This window comes from Pseudovibrio sp. Ad46, assembly GCF_001623065.1.
Taxonomy (GTDB): Bacteria; Pseudomonadota; Alphaproteobacteria; order Rhizobiales; family Stappiaceae; genus Pseudovibrio.
On the sequence record NZ_LMCG01000008.1, the window covers coordinates 1 to 3,212 of the forward strand.

The window sequence follows — 3,212 nt, forward strand, 5'->3', positions numbered from 1 at the left end:
GGGCCGCAGCACGGCCTCGGCCACAGCTTCAGCATCGTTGTAATCGTTCTTCTGGCCTTTGACGAAAGGCTTGGTGTATTTGGCGGCGATGATACGGGGATCGAACCCCAGTTTGCGCAATGTTCGGCTAACAAAATGCGCACTCATGCACGCTTCCATGCCCACAATACAACGCGGCAACTTCTCGAACGTAGCCACGAGGGACAAACGCCTGATCTTTTTCCGAAAAGCGTAGCTACCATCATCATTGAACCCAACGATGTGTAATGTATCTTTGCCAATGTCGATGCCGACGGAAAGAAGTTCTGTGGTCATGGGACTGCTCCGGTTTCATGAGAACAGGATCACTATAGAGCCTGCCCCTTAGGGGAGCAGGCGGTCCATCCCATTACCGGACCTTCACACAGATCAATCAATAGTTGAGGCAGCCTTCATACAAGCGTCTTCAGCTATCTTCATGAAGGGTTTGCAATTCTCTAAACAGCCATTCATGTAGCGTGCCGTTCTGCCTCTTTTCTCACTCCAGTCGGAGGATTTTGGGGCAAACCACTCCCTTATTCAATTCAATCGATCTATCCATAAGGCTTCGATAGGGAACTCTATGGAAGCTAATGAGAGCGTTTGAAAGCCGAATTTCACCCATCTTAGCTGCTGCTGATACTCTTTCAGATTAACACGAGAAAAAGCATTGACTTCTTTGAAGGCTGTCGCCAGTTTTCAATTCTCAAGAGTTTTTAGAAACTTGTTACCTGCCATTAACGAGCTAGTGTAACGTTCTCTATTGGAAGTGGGTGTCGCTTAATGTGAGGTTTAAAATAGCTTCTCCCTCTTGCCGGTGTATTCTAACGTTCTTGCTAACAGTTCATTGCAATGCCTTTCTCGCTCTCACCACTTTGCCGAGCTGTTGTGAACTCATGAAGCGCAGCAGTGACCAGAACTCCTGGATACGCTGTTTCCAGCGTGTCATGCTGATCGCTTGGCAGCCAAGGGAGTTTCCATCTGTCAATAGACGATGTCAATAAGACTATGAACACGGTTTAAGATCGATTGTGAGTTTTGTATGCCTCATGATCATGGCTTTGTGAAGTTTCACAAAGCCATGAAAGCAAAAGCTCAATGAAAGAGAATAGTCTTATGAAACAACGCTTCCTCACGACTTCCGTACTGACCTGCTTGATCCTGGGTTCACTGGTGCAGGCGAGCTTCGCGCAAGAAGCTTCCTCAAACGACTGTTCTGTTGCGGAGTTCACCATGGGCTTGCGTTTCCAGCAGCAATCAGCGGAAGTTCGGGCACTACAGAGACAAGCCTATAACATTGCTAGGCAGAAACTTGCAGCTGCAGTCAAAGCGGCAGATGATCCTTCGAAACTGGCTATTGTTTCTGATCTGGATGAGACTGTGATTGATAATAGTACCCTGTTGGCTCGTGATCTGAAGAACTGCCATACATATGATGTATGGGACACTTGGCTCCCATGGGAGCGCGATGGTAAGCCGACATTGATCCCTGGAGCAAAGGAGTTCTTAAATTACGCAGATGAACTGGGGGTTGCTATTCGCTATATTTCAGACCGCTCGGACAAACAGAAAGATCACACACTGGCCACATTGAATGAGCTGGGTTTACCACAGATCAGCCCCGAGACTGTTCTTCTGCTTGGACCACCCAAAGTGGAGCGACGTGAGATTGTCCGGAAGGATCACCAGATTGTTTTGATGCTGGGAGATACATTGCATGACTTCGACGGTGGTTTCCGCAAAACTCCTCTGGATCACCAGAAATCTCTTGTCGATGAGAGTGCCGCTAAATGGGGTACAGAGTGGATCGTTTTCCCTAACACCGCGTACGGCACATGGTCCGAAGCTCCTTTGACAACATGGAGCGATGAGACCATCATTGAAAAATGGTGACTAGATCCATTTATCTTTTTCAAATCGCTAGATTTTCCTGTGTTTGATTGGTCTTAATGCCCAACTAAAATGCGAACAAGTGGTGTCAGCGACCCATGTCTTTGTTGGTTTGCGAAAATATTCGAAGGTCTATGAGGTGAGCATGGCACCACTTGTACAGCCCTGCGCAGAAAGACAAGCTGGGAAGTTCGTTTACGGTGCAGGATTTTCTTTTATCGAAAAGGAGGATTGAAACATCACATGCGTTGTTCCCGGATTAGAAGCGCATATTAAAGCTGTATACCCGCAGTGTCTGATTGTTTTCTCAGAGCATGATGATGACTGCACTAAGTGATTACTCAAGCCCTTTAACGTATAAAGGTCAGGCAACACAGTACCACAAAGGCATTGGTAACCCGACCCTATCTCTTGAATTCTATACGTTTACACTTGAAACTTCAGAATGAGCTGAGTCGAAGGCTTCACGAAGGGAGCTTTCTTTGGAGCGATCAAGATTTGTTCGGATGATATGACCGCCCTGTTGACCAAGCTTTTCAATGACTTTGTCGGATACTTCCTTGCGGACCATCATAAACAAAGCCGCCTGCCCTGGTTTTAGTACAGAAGCGACGTCCTTCATGAACTTGTCGTTGATACCATAGTCACTGAGCGCCCCGCCAAGTGCTCCGGCTGACGCCCCGGCAACGACACCTAGAAGAGGGTTCAGGAAAATTAGACCAATCAGCAATCCCCAAAATGCGCCTCCAGCGGCTCCGGCAGTCCACATGTTGACCATCTGGTTTAGCTTTATTTTTCCATGTTCATTTGCTTTGGCGACAACTGCATCTGCAATTTCCACCATATACTCGTGTTGTAGTTCTAACAGTTCTTTGCGTGCTTTTTCTGCTTCTGCTTCATTATCGTAGCCAATGACGATCAATTCAGACATTTCTATCACCTTGTTTTAGTCTTTAAAACAAGCAAACAGGCTTGAACATCGATCATTGGGTTTGGTCGATCGCACAGGCCTGTGTTGTTTGCTGGCAAGCTATGGAGCAGATGAAGGTGCTGTGTCTGTTAGCTGGTTAACAGACTGCCGAATATTTTAGAATTATGTTGGGAGCTTTGGAAAAGCGTGTTTTTCCAACAGAACTGTATTGAAGAGTGTGCATCTGTTTATTCTGCGTAACTCGGAGTGTCCGTCGTCAAAGATAGTTGGACAAAATTGGCTTTCGATTAGTGGAGTGTCTGGCCCAATTGCGTGTTGATGTTAAGCGGCTTGTGCGTGGTAGCGCAAGCGTCGGTTTTGAATAGTTCTGCGT

2 protein-coding genes and 1 pseudogene are annotated in these 3,212 nt (G+C 46.8%); 1 reads left to right on the forward strand and 2 read right to left on the reverse strand.

The genetic code is table 11. The features are described from left to right. A pseudogene (locus PsAD46_RS04155) lies at nt 1-315 on the reverse strand (IS110 family transposase); the annotation flags it as partial. A gap of 819 nt (nt 316-1,134) precedes the next feature. Between PsAD46_RS04155 and PsAD46_RS04160 the strand changes: the two are divergent. After that, complete coding sequence (locus tag PsAD46_RS04160) at nt 1,135-1,911, forward strand: HAD family acid phosphatase (protein WP_063292611.1); 777 nt, start codon at nt 1,135-1,137, stop codon at nt 1,909-1,911. Nucleotides 1,912-2,326: 415 nt separating this feature from the next. On the opposite strand, the gene PsAD46_RS04165 is transcribed toward PsAD46_RS04160, so the two are convergent. Next, a complete protein-coding gene (locus tag PsAD46_RS04165; protein WP_063292610.1) occupies nt 2,327-2,839 on the reverse strand; it encodes a DUF1269 domain-containing protein in 513 nt (170 codons plus the stop codon). Between the last annotated feature and the right edge of the window lie 373 nt (nt 2,840-3,212).

What these genes read in the sequence shown, in the direction of transcription:
- PsAD46_RS04165 (WP_063292610.1), bottom strand. Translation starts at nt 2,839, where the DNA reads ATGTCTGAATTGATCGTCATTGGCTACGATAATGAAGCAGAAGCAGAA.
- PsAD46_RS04160 (WP_063292611.1), top strand. Translation starts at nt 1,135, where the DNA reads ATGAAACAACGCTTCCTCACGACTTCCGTACTGACCTGCTTGATCCTG.